This window comes from Kitasatospora sp. NPDC059327, from assembly GCF_042752535.1.
Taxonomy (GTDB): Bacteria; Actinomycetota; Actinomycetes; order Streptomycetales; family Streptomycetaceae; genus Kitasatospora.
Map to the genome: position 1 here is coordinate 13,132 of NZ_JBHYYB010000015.1, position 25,291 is coordinate 38,422.

The 25,291-nt window shown below is 73.0% G+C and carries 24 protein-coding genes and 2 tRNA genes; 5 read left to right on the top strand and 21 right to left on the bottom strand.

Features of this window, described 5'->3' with window-relative positions:
* Positions 1 to 73 precede the first annotated feature (73 nt).
* From ACFXHB_RS11995 to ACFXHB_RS12030, 8 genes are all read right to left on the bottom strand, one after another.
* The gene (locus ACFXHB_RS11995) at positions 74 to 1,132 is read right to left on the bottom strand and encodes a hypothetical protein (RefSeq protein WP_380573873.1); all 1,059 of its coding nucleotides are present in this window, start codon (positions 1,130 to 1,132) and stop codon (positions 74 to 76) included.
* Complete coding sequence (locus ACFXHB_RS12000) at positions 1,122 to 1,643, bottom strand: SigE family RNA polymerase sigma factor (protein WP_380573874.1); 522 nt, start codon at positions 1,641 to 1,643, stop codon at positions 1,122 to 1,124. The genes ACFXHB_RS11995 and ACFXHB_RS12000 overlap by 11 nt, the downstream gene beginning before the upstream one ends.
* Before the next feature lie 99 nt (positions 1,644 to 1,742).
* Entirely contained in the window at positions 1,743 to 2,069 is a 327-nt protein-coding gene (locus ACFXHB_RS12005) for a hypothetical protein (protein ID WP_380573875.1), read from the bottom strand.
* 300 nt (positions 2,070 to 2,369) lie between these two features.
* Positions 2,370 to 2,951 (bottom strand): aminoacyl-tRNA hydrolase, encoded by a 582-nt coding sequence (gene pth / locus ACFXHB_RS12010; RefSeq protein ID WP_380573876.1) that lies wholly within the window; start codon positions 2,949 to 2,951, stop codon positions 2,370 to 2,372.
* Between the two features lie 107 nt (positions 2,952 to 3,058).
* Positions 3,059 to 3,655: a 50S ribosomal protein L25/general stress protein Ctc gene (locus ACFXHB_RS12015; protein ID WP_380573877.1), complete on the bottom strand. Its 597-nt coding sequence runs from the start codon at positions 3,653 to 3,655 to the stop codon at positions 3,059 to 3,061.
* A gap of 286 nt (positions 3,656 to 3,941) precedes the next feature.
* Positions 3,942 to 4,919: a ribose-phosphate diphosphokinase gene (locus ACFXHB_RS12020; protein WP_380573878.1), complete on the bottom strand. Its 978-nt coding sequence runs from the start codon at positions 4,917 to 4,919 to the stop codon at positions 3,942 to 3,944.
* A gap of 201 nt (positions 4,920 to 5,120) precedes the next feature.
* Positions 5,121 to 6,578 (bottom strand): bifunctional UDP-N-acetylglucosamine diphosphorylase/glucosamine-1-phosphate N-acetyltransferase GlmU, encoded by a 1,458-nt coding sequence (glmU, locus tag ACFXHB_RS12025; protein WP_380573879.1) that lies wholly within the window; start codon positions 6,576 to 6,578, stop codon positions 5,121 to 5,123.
* A gap of 139 nt (positions 6,579 to 6,717) precedes the next feature.
* Positions 6,718 to 6,791 (bottom strand) — tRNA-Gln (locus tag ACFXHB_RS12030).
* A 299-nt stretch (positions 6,792 to 7,090) separates the two neighbouring features.
* Here ACFXHB_RS12030 and ACFXHB_RS12035 point away from each other — a divergent pair.
* Entirely contained in the window at positions 7,091 to 7,999 is a 909-nt protein-coding gene (locus ACFXHB_RS12035) for an acyl-CoA desaturase (protein WP_380573996.1), read from the top strand.
* Positions 8,000 to 8,025: 26 nt separating this feature from the next.
* Positions 8,026 to 8,775: a TetR family transcriptional regulator gene (locus ACFXHB_RS12040; protein WP_380573881.1), complete on the top strand. Its 750-nt coding sequence runs from the start codon at positions 8,026 to 8,028 to the stop codon at positions 8,773 to 8,775.
* On the opposite strand, the gene ACFXHB_RS12045 is transcribed toward ACFXHB_RS12040, so the two are convergent.
* Positions 8,772 to 9,638: a methyltransferase domain-containing protein gene (locus tag ACFXHB_RS12045; protein ID WP_380573882.1), complete on the bottom strand. Its 867-nt coding sequence runs from the start codon at positions 9,636 to 9,638 to the stop codon at positions 8,772 to 8,774. The two genes, ACFXHB_RS12040 and ACFXHB_RS12045, sit on opposite strands and share 4 nt — an antisense overlap.
* A gap of 111 nt (positions 9,639 to 9,749) precedes the next feature.
* On the opposite strand from ACFXHB_RS12045, the gene ACFXHB_RS12050 reads away from it, so the two are divergent.
* Positions 9,750 to 10,247, top strand: coding sequence for a MarR family winged helix-turn-helix transcriptional regulator (locus ACFXHB_RS12050; RefSeq protein ID WP_209417545.1), 498 nt, complete (start codon positions 9,750 to 9,752; stop codon positions 10,245 to 10,247).
* A gap of 18 nt (positions 10,248 to 10,265) precedes the next feature.
* On the opposite strand, the gene ACFXHB_RS12055 is transcribed toward ACFXHB_RS12050, so the two are convergent.
* The 4 genes from ACFXHB_RS12055 to ACFXHB_RS12070 all read right to left on the bottom strand — a co-directional run bounded on the left by ACFXHB_RS12055 (position 10,266) and on the right by ACFXHB_RS12070 (position 15,312).
* Positions 10,266 to 11,852 (bottom strand): polysaccharide biosynthesis protein, encoded by a 1,587-nt coding sequence (locus ACFXHB_RS12055; protein ID WP_380573883.1) that lies wholly within the window; start codon positions 11,850 to 11,852, stop codon positions 10,266 to 10,268.
* A gap of 61 nt (positions 11,853 to 11,913) precedes the next feature.
* Positions 11,914 to 12,867, bottom strand: coding sequence for a LuxR C-terminal-related transcriptional regulator (locus ACFXHB_RS12060; protein ID WP_380573884.1), 954 nt, complete (start codon positions 12,865 to 12,867; stop codon positions 11,914 to 11,916).
* A 184-nt stretch (positions 12,868 to 13,051) separates the two neighbouring features.
* A complete protein-coding gene (locus ACFXHB_RS12065; protein ID WP_380573885.1) occupies positions 13,052 to 14,575 on the bottom strand; it encodes a DHA2 family efflux MFS transporter permease subunit in 1,524 nt (507 codons plus the stop codon).
* A gap of 155 nt (positions 14,576 to 14,730) precedes the next feature.
* On the bottom strand, positions 14,731 to 15,312 hold the full coding sequence (locus ACFXHB_RS12070; RefSeq protein ID WP_380573886.1) for an NADPH-dependent FMN reductase: 582 nt from the start codon (positions 15,310 to 15,312) through the stop codon (positions 14,731 to 14,733).
* Between the two features lie 118 nt (positions 15,313 to 15,430).
* Here ACFXHB_RS12070 and ACFXHB_RS12075 point away from each other — a divergent pair, with 118 nt between their 5' ends.
* Positions 15,431 to 16,090, top strand: a complete 660-nt coding sequence (locus ACFXHB_RS12075) for a TetR/AcrR family transcriptional regulator (protein ID WP_380573887.1) — start codon at positions 15,431 to 15,433, stop codon at positions 16,088 to 16,090.
* A 155-nt stretch (positions 16,091 to 16,245) separates the two neighbouring features.
* Here the strand turns inward: ACFXHB_RS12075 and galE are convergent, their stop codons facing one another.
* The 4 genes from galE to ACFXHB_RS12095 form a co-directional block, all read right to left on the bottom strand.
* Positions 16,246 to 17,208 carry a UDP-glucose 4-epimerase GalE gene (gene galE / locus ACFXHB_RS12080; protein ID WP_380573889.1) on the bottom strand — a complete coding sequence of 321 codons (963 nt, stop codon included), beginning with the start codon at positions 17,206 to 17,208 and terminating at the stop codon, positions 16,246 to 16,248.
* Positions 17,209 to 17,328: 120 nt separating this feature from the next.
* Entirely contained in the window at positions 17,329 to 17,997 is a 669-nt protein-coding gene (locus ACFXHB_RS12085; RefSeq protein WP_380573890.1) for a LuxR C-terminal-related transcriptional regulator, read from the bottom strand.
* 168 nt (positions 17,998 to 18,165) lie between these two features.
* Positions 18,166 to 18,241: transfer RNA gene (locus ACFXHB_RS12090), tRNA-Thr, on the bottom strand.
* 144 nt (positions 18,242 to 18,385) lie between these two features.
* Entirely contained in the window at positions 18,386 to 18,796 is a 411-nt protein-coding gene (locus ACFXHB_RS12095; RefSeq protein WP_380573891.1) for a winged helix-turn-helix transcriptional regulator, read from the bottom strand.
* Positions 18,797 to 19,065: 269 nt separating this feature from the next.
* Between ACFXHB_RS12095 and ACFXHB_RS12100 the strand changes: the two genes are divergently transcribed.
* Entirely contained in the window at positions 19,066 to 19,668 is a 603-nt protein-coding gene (locus ACFXHB_RS12100) for a flavodoxin family protein (RefSeq protein ID WP_380573892.1), read from the top strand.
* A gap of 37 nt (positions 19,669 to 19,705) precedes the next feature.
* On the opposite strand, the gene ACFXHB_RS12105 is transcribed toward ACFXHB_RS12100, so the two are convergent.
* The 4 genes from ACFXHB_RS12105 to ACFXHB_RS12120 all read right to left on the bottom strand — a co-directional run bounded on the left by ACFXHB_RS12105 (position 19,706) and on the right by ACFXHB_RS12120 (position 24,991).
* Complete coding sequence (locus ACFXHB_RS12105; RefSeq protein WP_380573894.1) at positions 19,706 to 21,046, bottom strand: MFS transporter; 1,341 nt, start codon at positions 21,044 to 21,046, stop codon at positions 19,706 to 19,708.
* Between the two features lie 161 nt (positions 21,047 to 21,207).
* Positions 21,208 to 22,524: a type VII secretion-associated serine protease mycosin gene (gene mycP, locus ACFXHB_RS12110; protein WP_380573895.1), complete on the bottom strand. Its 1,317-nt coding sequence runs from the start codon at positions 22,522 to 22,524 to the stop codon at positions 21,208 to 21,210.
* A gap of 198 nt (positions 22,525 to 22,722) precedes the next feature.
* Positions 22,723 to 24,372, bottom strand: a complete 1,650-nt coding sequence (locus ACFXHB_RS12115) for a WXG100 family type VII secretion target (protein ID WP_380573896.1) — start codon at positions 24,370 to 24,372, stop codon at positions 22,723 to 22,725.
* A 43-nt stretch (positions 24,373 to 24,415) separates the two neighbouring features.
* A complete protein-coding gene (locus ACFXHB_RS12120; RefSeq protein ID WP_380573897.1) occupies positions 24,416 to 24,991 on the bottom strand; it encodes a hypothetical protein in 576 nt (191 codons plus the stop codon).
* Positions 24,992 to 25,291 lie beyond the last annotated feature (300 nt).

The following is a 25,291-nucleotide window of genomic DNA, read 5'->3' on the forward strand; positions in this document are numbered from 1 at the left end:
CCGGCGCCGCCACGCCGAAGGGCCCTGCGACACCCCCGCCGAGGGGTGTCGCAGGGCCCTTCGCGTCGCCGGGTCAGCCGACCCGGACGACCTCGGCCACCAGCCGGCCGTACCGGGCGGTGATCTCCGCCCGGGCGCTGTCCGCCTGCGGGCTGTCCACCCGCACCCCGGCACCGTCCAGGCAGAGCGACACGTTGGTGATGTCGACCCCGCGCTCCTTCCAGTACCCGGCCGCGTCCGCCGTGATCCGGTTCACGAGGTCGACCGACGCCGACCGCGGACCGGCCGCGTCCCAGAACCTCAGCCGCGCCCCGGACCCCGGCAACCGCTCCGCCACCCGCTCGGTCACGGCCCGGTCGAAGTCGCCGCCCGGCACCCGCATCACGTAGAGGGTGAGCGTCGAGGAGTCGGAGCACGCCCCGAAGTACTGGTCCCGGTACTCGGTGGCGGCCAGCTCGACGACCACCCGGGAGAGCTCGAACAGCTCGACGTTCCTCGGCCACCCCGGGGACGGCCGGCCCGCGGGTGCGGAGGCCGACCCGGACGACGACGGCGAGCCCGACCAGGGCCCGGTCGACGGAGCCGAGGACGGGCCCCCCGGCCACCCCGACGAGGAACCCGACGTCGGACCGCCCGAAGACGAACCCGTCGGCCACCCGGGCGACGACCCCGACGCCGAACCACCCGGCCACCCCGACGAGGAACCCGACGTCGGACCGCCCGAAGACGAACCCGAGGCCGACCCCGAGGACTTCGGTGCCCCCGTCCAGCCCGGTGTCCGGTTCGCCGTCGGACCGGACGGGCACCCCAGGATGGGCAGTCCGGCCTGTTCCCAGGACAGCTCCGGCGCGCCCGACCCGCCGACCGCCGCCACCCGCGCGGTGCCGCCGGCCGCTCCGCCGCCGATCTGCGTCAACGCCCCCGCCCCGAGGGCCAGCACCGCCGCCCCCGCCACCACCCGTGCCACCGTCCGGTGCCGGGCCCGCCGCTGCCCGGCCCGCCGCAGGTCGGCGAGCGGCGCGCGGCCGCTCACCCCCCGTGCCCGCGCCCCGAGCCGGACGGTCAGCTCCTCCTCGAAGGCGTCCGCGCCGCCGGCCCCGAGGCCGTCCGCCGTCCTGTCCTCAGCCACCATGACCGACCATCTCCTCCACCGGTGCCAGCTCCTGCCGAAGCGTCCTCATCGCGCGGGCCAGATGGGTCTTGGCGGTCGCCACCGAACAGCCGAGCTCCTCGGCGACCTGCGCCACCGGCAGGTCGATGTAGTAGCGCAGCACCACCACCGCCCGCTGACGCGGCGGCAGTGCCCGCAGGGCCGCCTCCAGCCGGTCGTCCCGCGTCTCCACCGCCGCTGCCGGGACGTCCGGCAGAAAGGGCGTCAGCACCTCCCGACGGGTCCGCCGCCACCGCGACACATGGGTGCGGACCATCGCCTTGCGGACGTAGCCCTCGGCCGCCGCCGGGTCCCTGATCGCACCGCGCCGGGGGTAGACCCGGGCCAGGGCGTCGTGCAGCAGGTCCCGGGCGTCGTGGACGTCCCCGGTGATCAGGAACGCGCCGCGCAGCAAGGGCTGGTACCGCGCCGAGACGAACTCGTCGAACGGGTCACTTCCGGTGCCCGTCGACCGGATCGATTCGCGCTTCATGCCCCCAGGACGCACCGGCGGCGGAAAACGGATGACACGCCCCGGAAAACCCGCGGGGACCGGCGCCCGGTGTCCCGGACCCGGCCCCCGCGGACCTCGTCACTCTCCCGGATCGCCCGCGCGCCGGCGCTTCACCCAGAGGGCCGCGCCGCCCGCCGCCACGACCAGGCCGCCGCCGACGGCCAGCAGGCCCGCGTCACCGCCGACCGAACCGCCGAGCACCGGGCCGAACTGCGCCGAGGCGGGATCCTGGGACACCACACCGGGATCGGGCTCCGCCACCGAGTCCGCGTGCGCCACGCCACCGCCGGAGAGCAGCACTCCGGCCGCCCCCAGCGCGCCGGCCGTACCGACCCTCCGGCCGAGCTTCCTCAGCCGTGCCACCCGGACCGGCCGCAGGTGCCGGATCGGCCGCAAACTCCGCATCGAGAACTCCCCAGGACCCGTTCGCGTACGGGCCTGACGTTATCCGATCCCGCACAGGTTTCTCACACCCATTCAGGTTTGGACGCCAAGCGTTGTACGACTGTTGCGCAGTCGGCCACGTCGGGTACCACCCGCCACCACGCGATCCCGCCAACGCGCCCGGCGGGAGGGCGGGGCGCGGCGAGCGGGAGCCGGGCCCCTTGCGCGACAGCGCCCCTGACGGCGGGTCAGTACCCGCCGGGACCGGGCGGCCCGGAGCGGGGCGCCCCTCGCCCCACCGGCGGCCGGGCCGGGCCGCGGTCAGGAGTGGTAGACGCCCTGGGCCCGCTCCAAGCCGTCGGAGAGCAGCGCCTCCACGGCGTCCGCCGACCGGTCGACGAACCACTCCAGCTCCTTGCGCTCGGTGGCGGAGAAGTCCTTCAGGACGAAGTCCGCGACCTCCATCCGGCCCGGGGGGCGGCCGATCCCGCAGCGCACCCGGTAGTAGTCCGGGCCCAGCGACTTGGTGATCGACTTCAGCCCGTTGTGGCCGTTGTCGCCGCCGCCGAGCTTCAGCCGCAGCGCCGCGTAGTCGATGTCCAGCTCGTCGTGGACGGCCACCAGGGCCGAGGCCGGCGCCTTGTAGAAGTCCCGCAGGGCGGTCACCGGGCCGCCCGAGAGGTTCATGAAGGACATCGGCTTGGCCAGCACCACCCGGCGGCCCGACAGCCGCCCCTCGGCCACCTGCGCCCGGCTCTTGTGGGCCTTGAACCTGGCGCCCATCCGCTCCGCCAGCAGATCGGCCACCATGAAGCCGATGTTGTGCCGGTTCCGGGCGTACTGCTCCCCCGGATTGCCCAGCCCGACCACCAGCCAGGGGCCCTCGTACGCGTCCTCGCTCATCGCATCGCTCCTCGTGCTCTCGCTCGTCGACATCATCCCGGACACACCGCTGCCCCGGCCGCTCCAGTACGGAGCGGCCGGGGCAGCGGTCAGGCAGTGCGGGAGGCTCAGGCCTCGGCGCCGGCCTCGGCCTCGGCGGCCTCGGCGTCCGCGTCGGCCTGCGAGGCCTGGGCGCCGATGACCTGCAGCACGACGGCGTCGGCCTCGACGGCCAGCGAGGTGCCCTTGGGCAGCTGGATGTCACCGGCGGTGATGGAGGCACCGGCCTCCAGGCCCTCGACCGAGACGGTCACGGACTCGGGCAGGTGGGTGGCCTCGGCCTCGACCGGCAGCGCGTTGAGGACGTGCTCCAGCAGGTTGCCGCCGGGGGCCAGCTCGCCCTCGGTGACGACCGGGATCTCGACGGTGACCTTCTCGCCGCGCTTCACGAGCAGCAGGTCGACGTGCTCGATGGTGCGCTTGATGGCCTGGCGCTGGATGGCCTTCGGCAGGACGTACTCGTCCTTGCCCTCGATCGGAACGACCAGCAGGGCGTTCGGGGTCTTCAGGGCCATCATCAGGTCGTGGCCGGGCAGGTTCAGGTGAACCGGGGCGTGGCCGTGGCCGTAGACGACACCGGGGACCAGGCCGGCACGGCGGGCCCGGCGGGCAGCGCCCTTACCGAACTCGGAACGGGTCTCAGCGGCGATGCGGATCTCGGACACGACTGCACTCCTCGTGAAAACTGGCGCGGGGGTGCAGGCAACGCGAAAAACCGCCGGGACCACACCCACAGTACGTTCGGGGGTCACTCGGCGGCGCACGACCTCTGCCGACAACCGGGATAACCGGCTCCAGCAGCGCGTCGATCACGGAGCGGGCACCCGACGAGCAGGCACACGGCATCCCTCGCCGAGCATTTTCACGAGTCTAACCGCACCGGTGGCTTCCCGTGAAATCGGCGGCGGCCCCGGCCCCCTGAGGGACCGGGGCCGCCTGCGCGGGGCTTCGTCAGTGCACGCCCTCGAACAGGCTGGTGACCGAGCCGTCCTCGAACACCTCGCGGATCGCGGCGGCGATCGACGGGGCGATCGACAGCGTGGTGATCTTGTCCAGCTGGAGCTCGGCCGGGGTCGGCAGCGTGTTGGTGAAGACGAACTCGCTGACCCGCGAGTTCTTCAGCCGGTCCGCGGCCGGACCGGAGAGCACGCCGTGCGTGGCGGCCACGATCACGTCCGCGGCGCCGTTCTCGAACAGCGCGTCGGCCGCGGCGCAGATGGTGCCGGCGGTGTCGATCATGTCGTCGACCAGGACACAGACCCGGTCCTTGACGTCACCGACCACCTCGGCGGACAGGATGGTGTTGGCCTGCGTCATGTCGCGACGCTTGTGGATGATCGCCAGCGGCGCGCCCAGACGGTCCGACCACTGGTCGGCGACCTTCACCCGGCCGGCGTCCGGCGAGACGATGGTCAGCCGGTCGCGGTCGACCTTCTCGCCCAGGTAGTCCGCCAGCAGCGGCAGCGCGAACAGGTGGTCCACCGGGCCGTCGAAGAAGCCCTGGATCTGCGCGGTGTGCAGGTCCACGGCCATCAGGCGGTCGGCACCGGCCTGGCGCAGCAGGTCGGCGACCAGCCGGGCCGAGATGGGCTCGCGACCCAGGTGCTTCTTGTCCTGGCGGGCGTAGCCGTAGAACGGCAGGATCGCGGTGATGCTCCGGGCCGAGGCCCGCTTGAGAGCATCGATCATGATCAGCTGTTCCATGATCCACTGGTTGATGGGAGCCGTGTGGCTCTGCATCACGAAGCAGTCCGCACCGCGCGCCGACTCCAGGAAGCGGACGTAGATCTCACCGTTGGCGAAGTCCAGGGCCTTGGTCGGAACCAGCTCGGTCCCGAGCGACTCGGCCACCTCCCTCGCCAGCTCAGGGTGGGCACGGCCGGAGAAGAGCTTCAGTTTCTTCTCACCCGACGTCGTGATCCCGCTCACTGCACCGTCTCCTCGCGTTGCTGACGCTGAACCCGTCCGCACCGCAGGCAGGCGCGAGCCCGCTGGCGATAGGGGTCGGGGGAATGTCGGTACGCCTGGACACGGGCGGTAAGCCCAGTGGCGCACGTATGTCCCCAAGGTTACGCGCCCGCGCAGAAACCGTCCGCCCCGGGACCGCCCCTCGGACTCCCGCCCGCCCCGTCAGGCCTCCCCGGCCTCCTCCGACGCAGCGGCCGCGGCCTGCGCCGATGTGGTCCCGGGGCGCTTGCGCTCCACCCAGCCGGCGATGTTGCGCTGCTGCGCCCGGCTCACGCCCAGTGCGCCGGCGGGGACGTCGCCGGTGATCACCGAGCCCGCCGCGGTGTAAGCGCCGTCACCGACCGTCACCGGAGCGATGAACATGTTGTCCGACCCGGTCCGGCAGTGCGCGCCGATCACCGTGCGGTGCTTGTTCACGCCGTCGTAGTTCACCGTGACGGAGGCCGCGCCGATGTTGGTGCCCTCGCCGATCGTGGCGTCCCCGATGTAGGAGAGGTGCGGCACCTTGGCGCCCTCGCCCAGCACCGAGTTCTTCACCTCGACGTAGGTGCCGACCTTCGCCTTGCGGGCCAGCTTCGCGCCCGGCCGCAGATAGGCGTACGGGCCGGCGGTGGCGAAGTCGCCCACCTCGGCGCCGTCCGCCGTGGTGTTGCTCACACGGGCGCCGGCGCCGATCCGGGTGTCCTTGATCGTCGAGTTCGGGCCCACCTCGCAGCCCTCGCCCAGGTGGGTGGCGCCCTGCAGCTGGGTGCCCGGCAGGACCACCGCGTCCGGCTCGTAGGACACCTGCACGTCGAACCAGGTCGTCGCCGGGTCCACCACGGTGACGCCCTCGCGCATCGCCCGGTCCAGCAGGCGGTCGTTCAGCAGGCGGCGGGCCTGGGCCAGCTGCACCCGGTCGTTGATGCCCAGGATGTCGCGGTAGTCCGCGGCCACCACGGCGCCGACCCGGTGGCCGGCCTTCCGCAGGATCTCCAGGGTGTCGGTGAGGTACTCCTCGCCCTGCACGTTGTCGGTGGTGACCCGGGACAGCGCCTCGGCCAGCAGCTTGGCGTCGAAGGCGAAGACCCCGGAGTTGATCTCGTCGATCGCCCGCTGGGCGTCCGAGGCGTCCTTCTCCTCCACGATCGCCGCGACCGCGCCGTCCGCCTCGTCCCGCAGGATCCGCCCGTAACCGAACGGCTCGGGGACGACCGCCGTCAACACCGTGACGCCGTTGCCCTGCTCGGCGTGCGCCCCGGCGAGGGCCGCCAGCGTCGCACCGGTCAGCAGCGGGGCATCCCCGGTGGTCACGATCACCGTGCCGTCCAGCTCCACCCCGTCGGCCGCCAGGGCCTCCAGCGCGGTACGGACGGCGTGCCCGGTGCCCTTCTGCTCCTCCTGCACCACGGCGCGCGCCGCCGGGTAGTGCGCCCCCAGGTGCTCCTGCACCTTCTCCCGCAGGTGCCCGATCACCACGACCAGCTGCCGCGGAGTCAACTCCTGTGCCGCCGCCACCGCGTGGCCCACCAGCGACCGGCCGCAGACCTCGTGCAGCACCTTGGGCAGGCTGTTCGACTTCATCCTGGTCCCGCCACCGGCGGCGAGCACGACAACGGCGGCAGGCGAATTGGCACTCACGGGGGGAGGCTCCTCAGTCGGTTCACAGAGAGGGCAGTGCAGCCCGGCCGGGACCCAGGCCGGTCGCCTTCGCACAGTCCGCCGAGCAGCCCCGACAATACCGGGGGGCGGGTGATACACCCGAAACAGAGGCGCCAACTGGCTCCGCCGCTAGGATTCGAACCCAGACAAAGGCCTCCAAAGGGCCCTGTGCTGCCATTACACCACGGCGGATCGATCATCAACTCGCAGCGCCCGGGGCGCTTCGACACAGCCTAAGGGTTACGGCCGTGTACCTCCACCACCCGGCGCGACGGACCCGGACCGCGCGGATTCCGGGTGTTGTCCATCCAGTCGGGTGAAATACGCCGATCCGCCCGCGGTCACGTATTCCCCTGACGGCCGAACGCAACCTACGATGCCGTAGGTTACGCATACGTAACCTCCACCCCCGCCCTCAAGGGACACCCATGACCATCCAGGCCGGCGAGGCGCGCGCCGATACCGCGCTCTCCATCGATCCCGCCCCCACCATGCTCTCCGCGACCCGCGGCGGGGAGAGCCAGGGGCTCGCCGAGCGGGTCGCGCTCGGGCTGTTCATCGCCGTGCCGTTCGCCGCCCTGCTGGCGGCCGTGCCGGTGGCCTGGGGCTGGGGCCTGGGGTGGACCGATCTCGCGATCGCCACCGTCATGTACTTCCTCACCTGCCACGGCATCACGATCGGCTACCACCGCTACTTCACCCACGGCTCCTTCAAGGCCAACCGGGCGCTGCGGATCACCCTCGCCGTGGCCGGGTCGCTGGCCATCGAGGGGCCGCTGGTCCGTTGGGTGGCCGACCACCGCAAGCACCACCGCTACAGCGACAAGGACGGCGACCCGCACTCGCCGTGGCGCTACGGCGAGACCGTCCCGGCCCTGCTCAAGGGTCTCTGGTGGGCGCACATGGGCTGGCTCTTCGACGAGGAGCAGACCCCGCAGCTGAAGTACGCGCCGGATCTCGTCGACGACCCGGCCATAAGGCGGATCTCCCGGCTGTTCTGGCTCTGGACCGCGCTGTCGATGCTGATCCCGCCGCTGGTCGGCGGGCTGGTCACGCTGTCCTGGCAGGGCGCGCTCTCCGCGTTCTTCTGGGGCTCACTGGTCCGGGTCGCCCTGCTGCACCACGTCACCTGGTCGATCAACTCGATCTGCCACGCGATCGGCAGCCGCCCGTTCCGCTCCCGCGACCGCTCCGGGAACGTCTGGTGGCTGGCGGTCCTCTCCTGCGGTGAGTCCTGGCACAACCTGCACCACGCGGACCCGACCTCGGCCCGGCACGGCGTGCTGCGCGGACAGGTCGACTCCTCGGCCCGGCTGATCCGCTGGTTCGAGCTGGCCGGCTGGGCCCGGGACGTCCGCTGGCCGGACGCGCAGCGGATCGCCGCCCGCCGCGCCGCATGAGGCCGCGCCTGCAGCATGATGTAGGGGTGAACGGGAGCAGCGCAGACAGCACAGGCGGCCACGAGAGCACGCGGACGGACGCCGCGCCCGATGCGGCGCAGGCCCGTCCGCGTGCCGCTGCCCCGGCGGGCGCGGCCGCGCCGGCCGGCCGCCGCCGCAGCGGCCGGGTGCGGATGACCGGCAAGCAGCGGCGGGAGCAGCTGCTGGAGATCGGCCGGTCGGTGTTCGCGGAGCGCGGCTACGACGGCACCTCGGTGGAGGAGATCGCCGAGCGGGCCGGGGTGTCCAAGCCGGTGGTGTACGAGCACTTCGGCGGCAAGGAGGGGCTCTACGCGGTGGTGGTGGACCGCGAGATGCAGTTGCTGCTGGACATGGTGACCGGGGCCCTGACCGGCGGGCACTCGCGGGAGCTGCTGGAACAGGCGGCGTTCGCGCTGATGGACTACATCGACACCTCGACGGACGGTTTCAAGATCCTGGTCCGGGACTCCCCGGTGGCCCAGTCGACCGGCACCTTCGCCTCGCTGATCAGCGACATCGCGACGCAGGTGGAGGACATCCTGGGCCTGGAGTTCAAGGCGCGGGGCTTCGACGCGCGCCTCGCCCCGATGTACTCGCAGATGCTGGTGGGAATGGTGGCGCTGACCGGCCAGTGGTGGCTGGAGGTGCGCAAGCCGCAGAAGGCCGAGGTCGCCGCCCATCTGGTGAACCTGGCCTGGCACGGACTGGAGGGGATGGAGCGCCACCCCAAGCTGGTCGGGGACCGCAAGGCCTAGCCCGGCCCCGTCGTCGGCCACCGCTTCACGGCCACGGCGAAGATCCGCCGGAACGGGAAGACGGTGCCGTACGGCCCGGCGGGATAGGCCTCGCGGAGCAGCGCGCCGTACTCGGCGAGAAGGGCCGCGCGCTCGACGGGGTCGGCGAGCCGGGTGAGCACCGGCCGCAGCGCGGTGCCCTTGACCCACTCCAGGACGGGGTCCGGCCCGGGGAGCAGGGTGCTGTAGGTGGTCTCCCAGACATCGGCGGAGCAGCCGGCCCCCGCGAGGGCCGCCAGGTACGCGCCGGGCTCGTGGACACCGGCCCGGGCGGCACCTTCACCCAGCGCGGCACGCCAGCGGGGGGCGCGGCGGAGTCCGGCGAGCAAGGTGTGACTGGGCGCGTCGAAGTTGCCGGGCACCTGGAAGGCGAGCACGCCGCCGGGCCGCAGCGCGGCGGCCCAGCGGGACAGCAGGCCGAGGTGGCCGCCCTCCCCCCGCGGCCCGCCGGCCTCCGGGCCGGCGCCCCGCTCCGGCGCGAAGCCGATCCACTGCAGCGCCGCGTTGGAGACGATCAGGTCCGGCGCGGCGGGGGCCGGGTCGTAGGCGCGCGCGTCGGCGAGCAGGTAGTCGGCGGTGGGCTCGCCCTCGGCGCGGGCGGTGGCGAGCATCTCGGCGGAGTTGTCGACGCCGGTGATCCGGGCCGCCGGCCAGCGCTCGCGCAGGACGGCGGTGGAGTTGCCGGGGCCGCAGCCGATGTCCAGGATCGTGGCGGCCGGCTCGTGCGCGAGGGCGGGGACGCGGGCGAGCAGGTCGCGCAGCGGGCGGGTCCGTTCGTCGCCGAAGCGCAGGTACTGCTCCGGGTCCCAGACGGGGGTGCTCATGGTCGACCTCACAAGTATCTCGACATCAAGATATCCAGCCGCAGCTTCCACGTTACATTTCTCGACATCAAGAGACTTCACATCGACACATCCCCCGATACACTGATCGTCATGGAGGACGAGGTCGACCGCCTGGTCGCAGCATGGCGCCGAGAGCGCCCCGACCTCGACGTGGAACCACTTGAGGTGCTCAGCCGGGTCAGCCGACTCGCCCGGCACCTCGACCGCGCCCGCCGGACGGCCTTCGCCGAGCACGGCCTGGAGCCCTGGGAGTTCGACGTCCTGACCGCGCTGCGGCGCGCCGGCTCCCCCTACCAACTCTCCCCGGGCCAGCTGCTCACCCAGACCCTGGTCACCTCCGGCACCATGACCAACCGGATCGACCGGCTCACCGGCAAGGGCCTGGTGAAGCGCCTGCCCGACCCGGACGACCGGCGCGGCGTACTCGTCCGGCTCACCGAGGACGGACGCGACCGGGCCGACCAGGCACTCGCCGGGCTGCTCGCCCACGAACGCGAGCTGCTGGCCCAGCTCACCGGCGCCCAGCAGGGCGAACTCGCCGGGCTGCTGCGGCAGCTGGTCGCCCCCTTCGACAACATCCCGGGCTGACCCGCAGCCCGTCGGCCGTCAGAAACCGTCCGGGTACGGGGTGCTGAGCGCGGGTACCGGCGCCGGCGCGAGTTCGGGGGTGCGGTAGCCGGGCAGCAGCTCGGCCAGCCGCCGGCGCACCTCCTCGTCGCTGTTGCCCGCCGCCGCCTCGTACAGACCGGTCAGGCCGCCCGCCAGGTCCTCCGGGCCGGCGCCGCGCTCGGCCACCGTGGCGTAGATCCGGGCGTGCGCGGTGGGCAGCCGCTCCTCGCCCTCCGAGAACAGCGCCTCGTTCAGCTTCTCCCCCGCCCGCAGGCCGGTGTAGCGGATCTCCACCTCGTCCCGGCCCAGCTGCACCTGCTCGGCGAAGTTGTGCACCAGGTCGACGATCCGCACCGGCTCACCCATGTCGAGCACGAACACCTCCCCGCCCCGGGCCATCCGGCCGGACTCCAGCACCAGCCCGACGGCCTCCTCGATGGTCATGAAGAACCGCGTCACATCGGGGTGGGTGACGGTCACCGGACCGCCGCTGCGCAACTGTTCGGCCAGCACCGACAGCAACGAGCCGCGCGAACCCAGCACATTGCCGAAGCGGACCGCGGAGAACACCCCGGCGCCCAGGTTGCGCGCGTCCCGGGCGTTCGCCTGCACGATCAGCTCGGCCAGCCGCTTGCTGGCGCCGAGCACCGAGGTCGGGTCGGCCGCCTTGTCGGTGGAGATCAGGACGAACCGCTCGACGCCGGTGGCCAGCGCCGCCTCCACCAGGTGGTCGGTGCCCAGCACATTGGACTTGACCGCCTCGCTGGGGTGCCGCTCCAGCAGCGGCAGGTGCTTGTGCGCGGCGGCGTGGAAGACCACCTCGGGCTCCAGGTCGCGGAAGATCTGCTGGATCCGCGGCCGGTCCCGGATGTCCGCGATCACCAGTGACTCGTCGGTGAGCAGCGCCTCGCCCCAGATCTCCAGCTGGAGGCGGTGCAGATTCGACTCGTCGTGGTCCAGCATGTAGAGCGCGCTCGGATTGAACGCGTGGACCTGGCGGCAGAGTTCACTGCCGATCGAGCCGCCGGCCCCGGTCACCAGCACCCGCCGGCCCTCGATCACGTCCCGGACGTCGGCGGAGACCACGTGCACCTCGTGCCGCCCGATCAGCCGGTTGACGTCCAGGCTGCGCATGTCCGACCCGACCACCTCGCGGCGCAGTGCGGCGAGGAAGGACGGCAGGTAGCGGACGGCGGCGCCGGCCGCCGCAGCGGCGGTGGCCAGGGCCCGGACCCGCTGCGGGGCCAGACCGGGGATGGCGAGCGCGACGACCTGGGCGCGGTGGCGCACGGCCAGTCCGGTCAGCTCGGCCAGCGTGCCGAGGACGGGCACCTCGCCCACGGACCGGCCGGCCTTGGCCGGGTCGTCGTCGAGCAGGCCGATCGGGTCGAGGCCGAACTCCGGGGTCCGGCCGAGGTCGCGGACCAGGGCCGTCCCGGCCGCGCCGGCTCCGACGATCAGGGTGCGCAGGCCCGTCGGCGGGGTCGCCGCGAGGGTGCTCGCGGCCGCCGAGGGGGCGCCGGCGCCCCCGTTCGCGCCGGGCTGGGCCGTGTGCGGGCGTGCGGAAGTGCTGTGCGGCGACATCTGTCCTCCGGATTTCCCTGACCTGACGAACCTGAGCCGGTACCTGGGTATGACGGGCGGATCAGCCGGCGCCGGGAGCTGTGGTCGAGGCGACGGACGGCGGGACTGTGGGGGCGGCCGGCTCGGAGGGGCTGACGCCCGCCCGCCGCGCGACCGCGACGGCGGCCAGGGTGGAGTGCACCCCGAGCTTGCCGAGGACGTTCTGCATATGGGTGCGCACGGTGTGCGGGGAGAGGTAGAGCCGCTCGGCGACGGCCTGCCGGCCGAGGCCGGCGACCATACAGCGCAGGATCTGCTTCTCCCGGGGGGTGAGCGTCTCGACGAGGCGTTCGCTCTCGGTGCGGTCCCGCCGGGCGGTGGTGAGCTCCCGGATGACGCCGGTGAGCAGAGCGGGCGGCAGATGCGTCTCGTCCCGCAGCACGCCCCGGACCACGGCCAGCAGACGGGCCAGCGAACTCTCCTTGGCCACCCAACCGGTGGCGCCGGCGTGCAGGGCGCGGGCGGCGCGGAGCGGGTCGTCGGCGGTGGCCAGGACGATCGCCCGCAGCGCGGGGTGGTGGCGACGGACCCGGGCGAGGAGGGTGATCCCGTCGGGCACCGGGCCGGCCGCGTGGTACCGGTCGGCCGGGTACGGCCCGGGCGGGTACCCGGCGGTCGAGCAGGCCGGGGGCGGGGAACTTCGGGCCGGCGTACCGGCGGAGGGTAAGCCGGGCACGGCGGCCGGGCGGCGTGGCCCGGGCAGGGTGACCGGCGGGCGGCGCCGGACGGCGTCGGGCGGGTCGGCCCCGGGCTGGCGCGGTGTGCGGGTGCCGTCGGGCTCGACACCGAGATCGGCGTCGATCAGGACGACGTCGAAGGCCCGGCCCTCGGTGGCGGCGCGCTCCAGCGCGCGTTCGGCGGCGGCCGCACTGCCGGCCGCGCCGACCTCCACATCGGGCTCGGCGGCGAGCGCCGCGGCCAGCGCCTCGGCGAAGATCCGGTGGTCGTCGACCACCAGGACGCGGATCCGCCCCATCGTCACTCCCCCTGTTCGGCCGAGCCTGCGACCGGGGCGCCGACCCGTTCCACCGCCGTGGCACGGGTACTGCTCCGCCGCCCACCCCCCGGCTCCCGGGAGGACCAATGGCACCGACCCCCACCGGTACCGGAATCAGCGTACGGGGTGGGGGGCGGCTCGGTGGGGGTTTGGTGAAGTTTCGTCAGGAGGTGCGAAGTTGGCGTGACTTGAGACCCTCGACGGCACCTCCCGGCGCACGACGGGAGAGCGCCAGCGCGGGCAGCACGGCCAGCGCCAGCAGCGCGACGGCCCACCCGTACGTCCCCCGGAAGACCTCCGCCAGGCCGGGGGCGAGCGCGGCCCGCGCCGCCGGGTCCAGGGCGTGCACCGCGGCCAGGCCACCCCCGGCCGCGCCGGGCAGCCGCTCGGCCAGCCCCGCGGACAGCAGGACCGACATCAGCGCGGTGCCGACCGAGCCGGCGACCTGCTGGACGATGGTGACCAGGGTGGTGGCGGCCGGGACCTCGACCGGGGCGACGCCGCGGGTGGCGGCCGCCATGGCGGGCATCAGCGTCATGCCGACGCCGGTCCCCATCACCACCAGGGCGGCGATCAGGTGCCAGTACGGGGTGGTCGCGCCGAGCTGGACGGTGAAGCCGAGGAACCCCGCGGCGGCCACCGCGACGCCGGTGAGGACGATCCGGCCCGGGGCGAAGCGGTCGGCCAGCCGCCCGGAGAACTGCATCGTGATACCGGTGGCCAGGGCCTGCGGGATGCCGAGCAGGCCCACGTCGGTCGCGCTCTGGCCGCGCACCAGCTGGTAGTAGAGCGGGAGCAGCAGCATCGAGCCGAAGTAGCCGCAGCCGAACAGCGCGATGGTGGCGGCGGGGCCGGCGAACACCCGGCGGCCCAGCAGGCGCAGGTCGAGCAGCGGGTCACGGGCGGTCAGCGCCCGGACGACGAACCCGGCGACCAGAACCGCCCCGCCCAGGAGGGACACCGGACCGGCGGCGCCGGGCCCCCCGTGCTCGGCGCCCAGTCCGTCGATCAGCGCCGCCAGCCCCGGGGAGAGCATCAGCAGACCGGGCAGGTCCAGCCGACGGGCGGCGGCCGCGCCGGCGGCGTCGCGGGGCAGCAGCCGGGCGGCCAGCACCAGCGCGAGCGCGCCGATCGGCAGGTTGACCAGGAAGACCCAGCGCCAGGAGGCCTCGTCCACCAGCCAGCCGCCCAGCACCGGCCCGGCGAGCGGCCCGATCAGCACCGGGATGCCGAGCACGCTCATGGTCCGCCCGGTGCGCGCCGGGTCGGAGGCCCGGACCAGGACGGTCATCCCGACCGGCATCACCATGCCGCCGCCCAGCCCCTGGAGCACCCGGAAGGCGATCAGCGACGGGGCGTCCCAGGCCGCGCCGGCCAGCAGCGAGCCGAGCACGAACAGGGCGAGCGCGGTCAGGTAGAGGCGCCGGGTGCCGAAGCGCCCGATCGCCCAGGCCGTGACCGGCGTGACGGTGGCGAGCGCCAGGGTGTAGCCGGTGGTCACCCACTGGATGGTGGCCAGTGGGGCGTGGAAGTCCTCGGCGAGGTGGTTGAGGGCGACGTTGACGATCGTGGTGTCGAGGACGGTCATCAGCGAACCGAGGACCACGACGGCGGCGATCGCCGCGGTACGCGGGCCGGGGGCGGCGGCCGCCCCGGTGAGGGCGGGCTTGGCGGTGGTGGTGCTCATCGGTCCCCCCTGGGCGACGGGCGTCAGGGCATCAGGGCGTCGGGCGTCGCTGCCGGACGCCCGATCGCGGATGTCGGATGTCGGATGCCGGATACCGGGTGCCGGGTGCCGGGTGCCGGGTGCCGGGTGCCGGGTGCCGGGTGCCGGGTGCCGGGTCAGGCGCCGTACGGGCGGACGGCGCGGGCGTCCCGCAGCGCGTGGGCCCACCAGGCGAGCTGGTCGAGCATGCCCTTGGCGGCGCCGTTCGGGACGGTCGGGTCGACCGGCTCGCCGTCCTCCCCGAAGGCGGCCCAGACACCGTGGAAGCTGACGGAGTCCCGGACGGTGACGGTGTGCAGCTCGGCGAAGATCAGCCGGAGCTGCTCGACCGCGCGCAGCCCGCCGCCCAGGCCGCCGTAGGAGACGAAGCCGACCGGCTTGGCCTGCCACTCGGCGCGGTGCCAGTCGATGGCGTTCTTCAGCACGGCGGGGAAGCTGTGGTTGTACTCGGGCGTGATCACCACGAAGGCGTCGGCGGCCGCCAGCCGCGGCGAGAGGGCGGCGAGGCAGGCGGCCTGCTCGGCATCGGGCTCCTCGCCCAGGTGCGGCAGCGGGTGCTCGGCCAGGTCGACGACGTCGAGGTCGAGGTCGTCCCGCTGCCCGGCGGTGCGCAGGAACCACTCGGCGACGGTGGGCGCGACCCGGCCCTGGCGGGTGCTGCCGATGATGACGGCGACGCGGAAGGGAGTCTGGGACATGGCGGTCTCCTGGGGTTGCGCTCGGCGGTCACCGCCCGATCGGACGGCACATCAGGTAAAGTACAACGTGCATGGCAATGAGTACAACGCTTACTGCAAACTTCTTGGGAGACCCACGATGACCAGTGAGAACGAAGCCCCGACCGCACCCCGCCGGGGGCTGGCCGAGAAGCGGCAGGCCATCACCCGGGCCGCTCGGACGGTGTTCGGCCGGGACGGCTACTCCCGGGCCAGCATCGACGCCATCGCGGCGGAGGCCGGGGTGTCCACCCGCACCATCTACAACCACTTCACCGGCAAGGAGCTGCTCTTCCGGACCGTCGTCCAGGAGAGCGCCGGCCAGGTCAGGGACGCCCAGCTGGACGTCATCGACCGCGAGCTGGCCAAGGTCACCGACCTGGAGGCGGACCTCGTCGCCCTGAGCCTGGCCTGGGTGGCGACGCTCACCACCTTCGCCGACCACTTCGCCCTGGTCCGGCAGATCAACGCCGAGGCGGCACACCTCCCCAAGGACCTGCTGGACGCCTGGCAGGCCACCGGGCCGCGCCCCGCCATGGCCGAACTCGCCAACCGGTTCGGCAGGTTGGCCGACCGGGGCCTGCTGGACGCGCCCGATCCGGCGCGCGCCGCCCAGCACTTCGTCCTGCTCATCGGGAGCGAGGTCACCCAACGCTCGTACTGGGGGGCGCATCCGCTCGCCCCGTCGGAGACCGAGGAGATCATCACCGCCGGTGTCCACGTCTTCCTGCGCGCGTACGCCGCCCGCCCGACGCCCTAGCCGGACCGCGCGGCCCGACGGGCCCCGGTGCGCGGCGGACGGCGGCAGGCGGAGGCGGGCGGAGGCCGGGAACGCCGAAGCGCCGCCCCCGCGGCGGGAGCGGCGCTTCGGCCCCACGGGTACCGGCCCGTCCGGCCGGTACCCGCGAGCCCTGCCTACAGGCCGTTCTTCTCCAGGGTGAACTTCCAGGCGTCGGCGACGATGTCGTCCAGGTTCGGACGGCCCGGGGTCCAGCCCAGGGCCTGGTGGGCGCGCTCGGCGGAGGCCACCAGCACGGCCGGGTCACCCGCGCGACGGCCCGAGGTCACCACCGGGATCTCCCGGCCGGTGACGCGCTTGACCGACTCGATGACCTCGCGCACCGAGAAGCCGCTGCCGTTGCCCAGGTTGCAGATCAGGTGCTCGCCCGACGTGGCCGCGTCCAGGGCCAGCAGGTGCGCCTCGGCCAGGTCCGCGACGTGGATGTAGTCGCGGACACAGGTGCCGTCCGGGGTCGGGTAGTCGTCACCGTACACCGCGATGTGCTCGCGCTGTCCGAGGGCGGCCTGGAAGACCAGCGGGATCAGGTGCGACTCGGGGTCGTGCCGCTCGCCGTAGGCGCCGTACGCGCCGGCCACGTTGAAGTAGCGCAGCGAGACGGCGGCCAGGCCGTGGGCGACGGCCTCGCTGGTGATCAGGTGGTCGACGGCCAGCTTGGTGGCGCCGTAGGTGTTGGTCGGCGCGGTGCGGGCGGTCTCGGAGATCGGCACCGACTCCGGCTCGCCGTAGGTGGCGGCGGTGGAGGAGAACACCAGCTTGCGCACGCCCGCCGCGCGCATCGCGCTGATCAGCTCCAGCGAGCCGGCCACGTTGTTGCGCCAGTACTTCTCCGGGTCCACGACCGACTCGCCGACCTGCGAGGAGGCGGCGAAGTGCAGCACCCCGTCGAAGGAGGCGTCGAGCACCGTGCCGGCCTCCTGGATCCGCCCCTGGACGAACTCGGCACCGGCCGGGACACCCTCGCGGAAGCCGGTGGAGAGGTCGTCCAGGACGGTCACCTGGTGTCCCGCCTCCAGCAGGTGGGCGGCGACCACGCTGCCGACATAGCCGGCGCCACCCGTGACCAGGTACTTACTCATGATGAGACCTCCAGCGGGCGATGGTCCGCCGCGTGGGCGGCCATCGGTGACGTACATACGACTGGGGCCCATTGTCCCTGGCCGCCGGAGTGCCCCGGACCGTCGACCGGGGTCGCCCGCTCAGTCCCGCGCCATCCGCTCCAGCAGCCCCGTCCGGGCGGCCACCGCCGCCGCCTCCAGCCGGGTGCGCGCGCCGAGCTTCATGAGCACCCGCTGGACATGGGTGCGGGCAGTGCTCGCCGCGATCCGCATCCCGGCCGCGATCGCCGCGGTGTCCTCCCCGTCCGCGATCCGGGCCAGCACCTGGACCTCACGACGGGTCAGCAGCCGCAGCAGCCGCAGCGCTTCGTCGTCCGGCTCCACCGCCGGCCGCAGCAACTGGTCGAAGGCACCGCGGAGCACGTCCACCGTGACCGCCGCCTCGCCGGCCCGGGCCCGTCCGATGGCCCGCTCGACCACCTCGATCCGCTCGTCGCTGGGCACGTACCCCGCCGCACCGGCCGCGAACGCGCCTGCCACACCCCGCAGTTCACCCACCGGCCCGAGCACGATGACGGCCACCTCGGGCCGCTCCCGACGGATCCGGCGCAGCCCGTCGAATGCGCCGGGCTCGGCCGGTGCGGCCACCCCGAGCAGACACACCTCCGGTCTGCGCCCGGCCACCAGATCGGCGGCGGACGCGGCCGGCGAGCCGACCGCCAGCACCCGGTGACCGCGCAGTTGGAGCGCGGTGGCCAGCGCCTCCGCCAGCAGCCGATGGTCGTCGACCACCACGAGTCGAACGCCCATGACACCCTCCCGGTCGGGGTCCGGCCCCGCGCCCGCACCCGGTGGGGCGGGCGGCCGATGACGCACCATCACAGCGCATTCCGTACCCGACCCGCTAGCCCGCCTCAGGCTCGGCGGGTGCGGCCGGAAACGAGAAAGACCCTCGCCGTTGGGCGAGGGTCTTTCTGTTGGAGCCCCCATGCGGAATCGAACCGCAGACCTTCTCCTTACCATGGAGACGCTCTACCGACTGAGCTATAGGGGCGAACCGGTCGAACAAGGAAGACATTACACGGCGGACGGCCCGGAAGGGAAATCGGCTCCACCCACCCGACCGAGGGCACCCGCACCCCGTGTCGGCGGCCGGCCACGGCGGCGTCCGACGACGCGTCGCACGCGGCACGAGCGGTCAGCCGTCGGCGTGCGCCCGGTCGAACTCCTCGCGCGCGGCCAGCATCTGCGCGGTCCGCTCCTCCGTCCAGCGGCCGACCGGCGCGAGCAGCACGGCCAGCTCCCGACCGAGCGGCAGCAGGTCGTAGACCACGCGCGGCGGCGTCTCGGGGTGGACGGTGCGCCGCACCAGGCCGTTCCGCTCCAGGGTGCGCAGCGACTGGGTGAGCATCTTGCGACTGACCCCGTCCACCGCGCGCTGAAGCTCGGAGAACCGCTGCGGACCGAACTCGCCGAGGCCCATCAGGATCAGCATCGACCACTTGTCCGCCAGGTCCGCGAGCATGGCGCGGCTCGGACAGAGCTGGGCGAAGACATCGAGCTCCTGAGCCTGGCCGGCCCCGGCCTGGGACTGCTCCTGCGTCGTCATGCCCTCCAGGGTAGCCCGTGGTCTCCAATCCGCTCTTGGTAACTATTGGAGACCTGGTCTATATTGGAGACCATTGGAGCGGGACGCCGTCGCCCAGCGCCCCTGCCGCTTTGCCCGGCTGCGCCCGCTCTGCCCGCCTTGCCTGCCTTACCCGCTTGCCTGCCTCACCCACTTGCCTGCCTCACCTGCCTCACCTGCCTTCCTGATCTGCCCGGCCTTCCGGCCGGTTCCGCCGCTTTCCCCCGAGCCCCGCCGAGGAGCACCCCACCATGACCGCCATCCGCCCGACCGTCGCCATCGCCTACCACTCCGGCTACGGCCACACCGCCGTCATCGCCGAGGCCGTCGCCCGCGGCGCCGCCGCCACCGGCGCCGAGGTCGTCTCCGTCGCCGTCGACACCATCACCGACGAGCAGTGGGCCCGGCTCGACGCCGCGGACGCGATCATCTTCGGCTCGCCCACCTACATGGGCACCGCCTCCGGCGCCTTCCACACCTTCGCCGAGGCGAGCAGCAAGCGCTGGTTCGGCGACGCCTGGCTGGACAAGGTCGCCGCCGGCTTCACCAACTCCGCCTCCAAGAGCGGCGACAAGTCCGGCACCCTCGGCTTCTTCCAGACCCTGGCCGCCCAGCACGGCATGAACTGGGTCAACCTCGGCCTCAAGCCGGGCTGGAACTCCTCGACCGGCAGCGAGAACGACATCAACCGCCTCGGCTTCTTCGCCGGTGCCGCCGCCTCCACCCCCTCCGACGGCGGCGCCGACGCCGTGCACAAGGCCGACATCGCCACCGCCGAGCACCTCGGCGACCGGGTCGCCAAGCACACCGCGACCCTGCTGGCCGGCCGCGCCGCCCAGGCCGCCACCGTCTGACCTGCCCGGACGTCGGGCCCGCTCGCCCCGCCACGCGCTACGCCGCCGGATCCGCCCCCAGCACGGGCGCCCGGCGGCGTCCGCCGTCCGCCCCGGCCAGCGCGAGGTCCGTACCGCTGGTCTCGGGGAGCAGTCGCAGGCAGAGCAGCGACACCACCCCCAGCGCCGCCAGGTACCAGCCGACCGGCTCCGCCGTCCCGTACGCGTCGGTCAGCCTGGTCGCGATCAGCGGCGTGGTCGCACCGCCCACCACCCCGCCCAGGTTGTACGTCAGCGCGGCCCCCGTGTACCGCACCCGGGTCGGGAACAGCTCCGGCAGGTACGCCGCCATCGGCCCGAGCAGACACCCCAGCACCACCATCGCCCCCGCCAGGGCCAGGAACATCAGCGGCCGGCTCACCGTCTCCAGCAACGGGAACAGCAGCAGCGACCAGAACACCGCGAGGCCCGTCCCCACCTGCAACGTCCGCCGGCGGCCCCACCGGTCACTGCGCCGCGCACTCACCCAGACTGTCCCGGCCATCCCCACCGAGCCCGCCAGCAGCATCGACAGCACCACCGTGCTCGGCACCCCGAGCCCGGTCGTCGCGTACGCCAGCGCGTACGTGGTGGTCAGGTAGAACAGCGCGTACCCCACGGTGATCACACCGCAGCCGACCAGCACCGTCCGCCAGTGCCAGCGCAGAACCTCCAGCACCGGCGGACGCGCCCGCACCTCCTCGGCCCGGAACAGCGGCGACTCCTCGATCTGCAGCCGCACGAACAGCCCCACCGCCACCAGCGCCAGCGAGGCCAGGAACGGCACCCGCCAACCCCAGCTGTGGAATGCCCGGTCGTCCAAGGTCAGTTGGAGCACCAGGAAGACCCCGTTGGCGAGCGCGAACCCGCTGGTCGGCCCCAGTTGCAGAAACGCTCCGTACCTCCCGCGCCGCCCCGCCGGCGCGTTCTCGGCGATCAGCAACGCGGCCCCGCCCCACTCCCCGCCGAGCCCCACACCCTGGCAGACCCGCAGCACCACCAACACCACCGGTGCCCACCACCCCCACGCCCCGAAGCCGGGCAACACCCCGACCAGCGCCGTCGACAGGCCCATCAGCAACAACGACACCACCAGCGTCGCCCGACGGCCCAGCCGATCCCCGAAGTGCCCGAACACCACCGCCCCCAACGGCCGGGCCAGGAACGCCACCGCGTACACCGAGAAGGCCGCCAACAGCGCGCCCACAGTGCCCAGCTCCGGGAAGAACACCCCACCGAAGACCAGCGCGGCCGCCGTTCCGTAGATGAAGAAGTCGTAGAACTCGATCGCCGTGCCGATCAGCGCCGCCGCCGCGGCCCGGCGCAACTGCGCCGCCTGGCGGGCTTCCTGCGTATCCATACCGCCACCCTGGCGACCCCGGCGACCCCGCGACAGCACCCACCCGAGTGACAGCAGCGCACAACCGGGACCTCACGCCCACCCCGCACCCCTGTCACCACCAACGACGACTGCCCGGCCACCGGGGCGAACCCCAGCGGCCGGGCAGTCGGTCCTACTCCCTACCGGGCGTACGGATTGTCACTCGGCGGAGCCGGCGGCCCGTACGACGGCGGCCCCGGCGGCACCCCGGGCCCCACCTGCTGCTGCGGCGGCTGCCCCGGCACATGCGGATACCCCACCGGCGCCGACCCTGCCCCCACCGACCGCGCACGCCGACGCACCACGAGGAACACCACACCCGCCACCAACACCAACCCGACAGCCACCGCCACGACGACCGGCAACACACCACCGGAGTCGGACGCCTTCTCCCCCACCGGCTGCCCCACCGGCGTGCTGTCCTCGGTCGGTGCCGTGGGCAGAGCCGCCGACGGACTCGACGTGGTGGAGGGGGCCGTCGACGACGGACCCACGGTCGGCGCGGTCCCACCAACCGGCGCCTCAGGGATCGGGCTCACGTCCGCAGGCCCCGGATCGCCCGGCGTGGTCAAGGCGATGCGCGGCCGCACCGCGCCATAACCGATTCCGTCGTTGCGGTTGGAACCATCCGTGGGCTTTCCCGCGGTGTTGATGAGCACCCGGAGCACCTGGTTCGCGCTCCAGTCGGGGTGAACCGACCAGACCAACGCCGCCGAAGCGGAGACGATGGCGGTCGCATCGGACGTCCCATGGGTCTTGCAGTACCCCGAGGGGCCGGTGCAGGCGTCGTACATGTCGATGCCGGGCGCGACAAGGTCGACCTGCGGGCCCTGCTCCGACTCGGCCGTGGTCGTGACGTTCTGGTCGATCGCTCCCACCCCGACCACCTGGGGAAGTGCGGCCGGATACTCGACAGGGTTACCCGCCTGGGCAGAATTGCCCACGCCTGCCACGACCAGCGCGCCCTTCGCAGTCGCATGGGCGATCGCGGCGTTCACCGCGGCAACGGACTCGGCCGAGGCCTGCAACGCGGGGCCGGCCTGGGAGATGTTGATGACCTTGGCCCCCTGGTCCGCCGCGTAACTGATGGCCTGACCGATGCGGTCGAGGAACTCGGAGGTGCTGACATTTCCCGCGTTGGAGTCGTTCTTGATCTTCAGTGGCAGGATCTTGGCGCCGGGAGCCAGACCGTAGGCACCCTGGCCGCCCAAACCCTTTCCAGTCCCTGCGATCAGACTGGCAACACCGGTGCCATGACCGGTCTTGAAGTCCCCGACTCCCCCGGACAGACCACTGAAGTCCTTGCCCGGCAACAACTGCCCCACCAGGTCCGGGTGATCCAGCTTGAACCCACCGTCGATCACGGCAACGGTGACGCCCTCGCCCCTGGTGGTCTTCCACATCTCCGGTGCCTTCATGGCATCCAGATGCCACTGCTGCGCGCGAATCGAATCCACCGCGGCGGCAGGCCCCACCGCCGGCCCCGCGACAACTCCCGCAGCCACCAACACAGCGGCGAACCCGCGCCTGCGTCCCCGTACGTCCGTCCGCCGCATCACCACTCCTCGTCGATCTCCCCGTCGGCCGGGACCATGCCCCGGACAGCTCTGCCCGGCCACCGGGGTGAGCCCAGTGGCCGGGCAGTCGTAGCAGTCCTACTCAATCACGCCCGGATTGCTCTGCGGCGTACCGCTCGTCCAGGTCTCCTCGTCCTCGTGCAGGTAGTCGGCACGCTTGCGCCGGTCGCGCTCGCTCTTGCCCGCGCCGCCCGTCATACCGGGACCGCCCGGCATGCCGTTCTGCCCCGAACGCGACCCGTTCTCCCCACCCGCTCCGGCGCCGGCCGCCCGGCTCCGCAGACCGGTGCCTCCGGGGGTGAACGCGCCACCCGCGGCCGGGCCCTTGGACCCACCGACCGTGCCGCCACCGGTCGAGGTCAGGCCCCGCCCACGTGCGCTGCCGCCGGAGGCCCCGCCACCGTGGCCGCCGCCCATGCCCGGGTGCATGCCGCCGCCCGAGCCGCCCATCCCGTTGCCGGCCGCGGCACGGCCGCCCTGGGCCTCGCGGGCCCCGAAGGCCTGCCCGCCGCCGGGTACTCCGGGCGTGCTCTTGGGAGGAAGCGCGCCGCCGCCACCGAAGGTGCTCGTCCGACCGGAGGCCGGCCCGACGCCCTTGGGCGGCAGGGAACCGCCGCCACCACCGCTGGGGCCGAAGGTGTTGAACGGCAGGGGCCCGCCGCCGGGCTGGCCGCCCGGGAAGCCGGGGTGCGCCGGGGTGCCGCCCGGGACGGTCGGCGGCAGGCTGCCGCCACCTCCCGGTCCGACCGGACCGGTCTGCCCGGGAATGGTCGGCGCGGTCGGCACACTGTCGATGCCGGTTCCCGGACGGTCCCCGCCCGGGTGCGTCGGAACCGGGGTCGGCGTCGGTCCCGGCACTCCCGGGTCCTGCGGCAGCGGCGACGGGCCGGTGCGCGGCGGGACGGGATCGACGTGCCCCGAGCCGCCCGGGCCCTGCGGGCCCGGCACGGGCGGACGAGGTGTCACCGATCCGCCGCCACCACCGCCACCGCCGGGCGGGCTGTAGCTACCGCCACCACCGCCGACACCCGCGTGAGGGGTACGGGAGTAGCCGCCCGAACCGGTGCCGCCACCGCCGCCACCGACCGGCACGTTCTCGCCGCCGGAGACCTCGTCGCCGCCCGGCGCGCCGGGCAGAGTCGGCATCTCTAGCGCGTTCAGCTTCGTGGTCGCCGCCTCGTAGGCCTGCCCCAGCTTCACCATCTGGTTGATGGCTTCCTGGTGCTCCTGGTCGACCTTCTTCTTCGCCGTCGCCGCCTCGGCCGCGGTCACCCAGTTCGAGTCGACCCGCTTCATGATCTGGTCGGGCGAGCTGCCGATACCGCCGTACTTCATCTCCATCACCAGAGTGATGTTGGGGCACGGCTGGCTGTTGTGCTTGGAGACTGTCGCGACCTCGGTCTTCGGCACCTCGGGCACCGCGGTCTTGGCGGTGCTGAGCGCCTCACCGGCCTGGTGCATCGCGTCACCGGCGCCCAAGGAGTACTCACCGAGCAGTGCCGCCGACTTGTGGAAGTTGCCGGCCCAGCCCTTGAAGCTCTCGGCAGCCGGGCCTTCCCACTGAATCTGGTCGACGTGAGCCTTGAGAGCCTCACTGAGCTCCTTCAGCACACGACCAGCCGCCTTGAGCTGGGTGCCCCGACTCAGAACCTTTGTCGGATCGGTGCTGGCGACCATCGCCTTGAGCTCTTCGTGCCGCTTGCCCTCGAAGTCCGTTCCGCCTGCCATCACTCACTCCCCGTGTCAATCAACGTCCCACCCTGCGCCACCGTCAGAGCCCTTGGCCGCTCTTCGGCCCCGGCCCGTCCGGCCCCGCCGCCGGGGTCACCACACCGGCGTTCTTGGCGATGCTCTTCTGGGCGGCCGTCGTGTGCTCCTCGTTGCCGGCGTAGTTCCCCGCCGTCTTCGCGACCGCCGTCCTCATCGCCTCGATCTGGGAGACGAAGTCCTTGTGCAGCTTGACCAAGGCGTCGTGCGTCTTCCCGTACGCGGCCGTCAGGTCGGTGGACTGCGTGAAGCCCGTACCGAAGTTGTCGGCGTGCAGCCGCTGTTCCTCAAGGCTGGACGGAGCCGCCTCCGAGCCGTCCATCGTCTTGAGCAGCGCCTCGATCTTCTTCGTGAAGGCGGTCAGCGTGTCCAGCTCGACCTTGACGTCATGACTGCCGAAGGCGGAGACCAGGGCCGAGGCGCTGACGTTCGTCTCCACGGTTCGGACGACGCTGTCGACCACGCCGAACATGCCGAACCAGCCGTTGCCATGGGAGCCGAGCGAGAACGGCTTGTCGTCCATGGTCGCCGTCGGGTCCGTCGTCGTCCCGGTTTCTCCGCCTACTGGTGCGTCAGCCATCGCAAATCCACCTCTCCCCCGCGTGCGGGGCGACCCGCAGGCCACCGCACCGCAACACACCGTCAACTTCTCGGTCCTACAGTCGTACTCGGCGCGCCGCCGTCCTGTGGCACGGCGATCGCCGCGTCCATCGTAGCCACCCGCTCCGTCACGTCGGCAGGGCCGGTGTCACGACCGAGCGCGATCGGTACGAACTTGACACGTACAAGTCCCGCCGGGGCCCGCCCGGCCGGCCGCTAGACTGACCGGGTCCGGTTCGGCCGGGTACGACCTCATCTGCCGCGCAATGTCGCACAGCAG

Bases quoted from the DNA above. Each gene is read 5' to 3' on its own strand.
- ACFXHB_RS11995 (WP_380573873.1), bottom strand. From the start codon at position 1,132: ATGGTGGCTGAGGACAGGACGGCGGACGGCCTCGGGGCCGGCGGCGCG.
- ACFXHB_RS12000 (WP_380573874.1), bottom strand. From the start codon at position 1,643: ATGAAGCGCGAATCGATCCGGTCGACGGGCACCGGAAGTGACCCGTTC.
- ACFXHB_RS12005 (WP_380573875.1), bottom strand. From the start codon at position 2,069: ATGCGGAGTTTGCGGCCGATCCGGCACCTGCGGCCGGTCCGGGTGGCA.
- pth (WP_380573876.1), bottom strand. From the start codon at position 2,951: ATGAGCGAGGACGCGTACGAGGGCCCCTGGCTGGTGGTCGGGCTGGGC.
- ACFXHB_RS12035 (WP_380573996.1), top strand. From the start codon at position 7,091: ATGCTCTCCGCGACCCGCGGCGGGGAGAGCCAGGGGCTCGCCGAGCGG.
- ACFXHB_RS12045 (WP_380573882.1), bottom strand. From the start codon at position 9,638: ATGAGCACCCCCGTCTGGGACCCGGAGCAGTACCTGCGCTTCGGCGAC.
- ACFXHB_RS12050 (WP_209417545.1), top strand. From the start codon at position 9,750: ATGGAGGACGAGGTCGACCGCCTGGTCGCAGCATGGCGCCGAGAGCGC.
- ACFXHB_RS12055 (WP_380573883.1), bottom strand. From the start codon at position 11,852: ATGTCGCCGCACAGCACTTCCGCACGCCCGCACACGGCCCAGCCCGGC.
- ACFXHB_RS12060 (WP_380573884.1), bottom strand. From the start codon at position 12,867: ATGGGGCGGATCCGCGTCCTGGTGGTCGACGACCACCGGATCTTCGCC.
- ACFXHB_RS12065 (WP_380573885.1), bottom strand. From the start codon at position 14,575: ATGAGCACCACCACCGCCAAGCCCGCCCTCACCGGGGCGGCCGCCGCC.
- ACFXHB_RS12070 (WP_380573886.1), bottom strand. From the start codon at position 15,312: ATGTCCCAGACTCCCTTCCGCGTCGCCGTCATCATCGGCAGCACCCGC.
- ACFXHB_RS12075 (WP_380573887.1), top strand. From the start codon at position 15,431: ATGACCAGTGAGAACGAAGCCCCGACCGCACCCCGCCGGGGGCTGGCC.
- galE (WP_380573889.1), bottom strand. From the start codon at position 17,208: ATGAGTAAGTACCTGGTCACGGGTGGCGCCGGCTATGTCGGCAGCGTG.
- ACFXHB_RS12085 (WP_380573890.1), bottom strand. From the start codon at position 17,997: ATGGGCGTTCGACTCGTGGTGGTCGACGACCATCGGCTGCTGGCGGAG.
- ACFXHB_RS12095 (WP_380573891.1), bottom strand. From the start codon at position 18,796: ATGACGACGCAGGAGCAGTCCCAGGCCGGGGCCGGCCAGGCTCAGGAG.
- ACFXHB_RS12100 (WP_380573892.1), top strand. From the start codon at position 19,066: ATGACCGCCATCCGCCCGACCGTCGCCATCGCCTACCACTCCGGCTAC.
- ACFXHB_RS12105 (WP_380573894.1), bottom strand. From the start codon at position 21,046: ATGGATACGCAGGAAGCCCGCCAGGCGGCGCAGTTGCGCCGGGCCGCG.
- ACFXHB_RS12115 (WP_380573896.1), bottom strand. From the start codon at position 24,372: ATGGCAGGCGGAACGGACTTCGAGGGCAAGCGGCACGAAGAGCTCAAG.
- ACFXHB_RS12120 (WP_380573897.1), bottom strand. From the start codon at position 24,991: ATGGCTGACGCACCAGTAGGCGGAGAAACCGGGACGACGACGGACCCG.